A 2052-nucleotide genomic window follows, 5' to 3' on the forward strand; every position below is an offset into this window, starting at 1 on the left:
GTAGTCCCAGGCAGAGTTGAACTGCCGACCTCTACATTATCAGTGTAGCGCTCTAACCAACTGAGCTATAGGACTGGCTTTCTTCGTTCTGGCCTGAAACCGGATTTCCAGCTTCTTGGTTTCTCTTGCTTTCAGTCAACTGTTAACAACAATACAATATCTTTTCATATTGTTGGCTTCTAACGCGTAACTTGTAACTCGTAACTGAAAGTCTATATCTTAATAATAACAATAATAAAGGGTAGCACTTCGGGTATTACTCATCAGGTAATTTTATCTTGCCTGACAAAACTCCAGAAAGGAGGTGTTCCAGCCGCACCTTCCGGTACGGCTACCTTGTTACGACTTAGCCCCAGTCACCAGTTTTACCCTAGGACGCTCCTTAACGGTTACGTACTTCAGGTCCCCCCGGCTTCCATGGCTTGACGGGCGGTGTGTACAAGGCCCGGGAACGTATTCACCGCGCCATGGCTGATGCGCGATTACTAGCGAATCCAGCTTCACGGAGTCGAGTTGCAGACTCCGATCCGAACTGGGAGAGGTTTTGGGGATTGGCATCCGGTCACCCGGTAGCGGCCTTTTGTACCTCCCATTGTAACACGTGTGTCGCCCCGGACGTAAGGGCCGTGCTGATTTGACGTCATCCACACCTTCCTCGCATCTTACGACGGCAGTCTCATTAGAGTCCTCAGCTTGACCTGTTAGTAACTAATGATGTGGGTTGCGCTCGTTATGGCACTTAAGCCGACACCTCACGGCACGAGCTGACGACAACCATGCAGCACCTACACAATCGCTATTGCTAGAAAACCTATTTCAAGGTCGGTCGATTGCATTTCAAGCCCGGGTAAGGTTCCTCGCGTATCATCGAATTAAACCACATGTTCCTCCGCTTGTGCGGGCCCCCGTCAATTCCTTTGAGTTTCACCGTTGCCGGCGTACTCCCCAGGTGGATTACTTATCGCTTTCGCTTAGTCACATACTATCATATCGCATACAACTAGTAATCATCGTTTACGGCGTGGACTACCAGGGTATCTAATCCTGTTTGATACCCACGCTTTCGTGCATGAGCGTCAGTTATAGTTTAGTAAGCTGCCTACGCAATCGGAGTTCCTCGTTATATCTAAGCATGTCACCGCTACACAACGAATTCCGCCTACTTCATCTATACTCAAGAAACCCAGTTTCAACGGCAGGTTCGACGTTAAGCGTCGAGATTTCACCGCTGACTTAAGTTCCCGCCTGCGCACCCTTTAAACCCAATAAATCCGGATAACGCTCGCATCCTCCGTATTACCGCGGCTGCTGGCACGGAGTTAGCCGATGCTTATTCATATGGTACATGCAACAAGGCACACGTGCCTATTTTTATTCCCATATAAAAGAAGTTTACAACCCGTAGGGCAGTCTTCCTTCACGCGATTTGGCTGGTTCAGACTCTCGTCCATTGACCAATATTCCTCACTGCTGCCTCCCGTAGGAGTCTGGTCCGTGTCTCAGTTCCAGTGTGGGGGATAAACCTCTCAGTTCCCCTATCCATCGTTGCTTTGGTGAGCCGTTACCTCACCAACTGGCTAATGGAACGCATGCCCATCTACTACCAATTAATCTTTAACAAATAGTCCCATGCGGGACCCCTGTATTATGCGGTATTAGTCCGGATTTCTCCGGGTTATCCCCCTGTAGTAGGTAGGTTGCATACGCGTTACTCACCCGTGCGCCGGTCGTCAGCAAAGATATTGCTATCCCTCTGTTACCCCTCGACTTGCATGTGTTAGGCCTATCGCTAGCGTTCATCCTGAGCCAGGATCAAACTCTTCTTTGTATATTTTTTTAATTAAATCCTTTGTCCTGTCAGGGCTCAATAAATTGACGGTAATACCCTATTTCTTAGGATGAATCATAAATTAAAAGTTATGAATAAACAAAACTCAATCAGAAATCACCAATAAAATATTCTTGTACTACTCTTTATTCTTGTTATCATTGATTTCAAAGATCGCTTCTTATGCTTCAAGGAAGGCCTGTCATTACAGAGCCCGTTCTGTC

At 47.4% G+C, this 2052-nt stretch carries 1 tRNA gene and 1 rRNA gene; both read right to left on the reverse strand.

Annotated elements, in window-relative coordinates:
• Window position 1: 1 nt before the first annotated feature.
• A tRNA-Ile gene (locus M2448_RS20260) sits at window positions 2-75 on the reverse strand.
• Between the two features lie 222 nt (window positions 76-297).
• Window positions 298-1828 (reverse strand): 16S ribosomal RNA (locus M2448_RS20265).
• Window positions 1829-2052 lie beyond the last annotated feature (224 nt).

It is taken from the genome of Dysgonomonas sp. PF1-14 (genome assembly GCF_029892965.1).
Classification (GTDB): domain Bacteria; phylum Bacteroidota; class Bacteroidia; order Bacteroidales; family Dysgonomonadaceae; genus Dysgonomonas.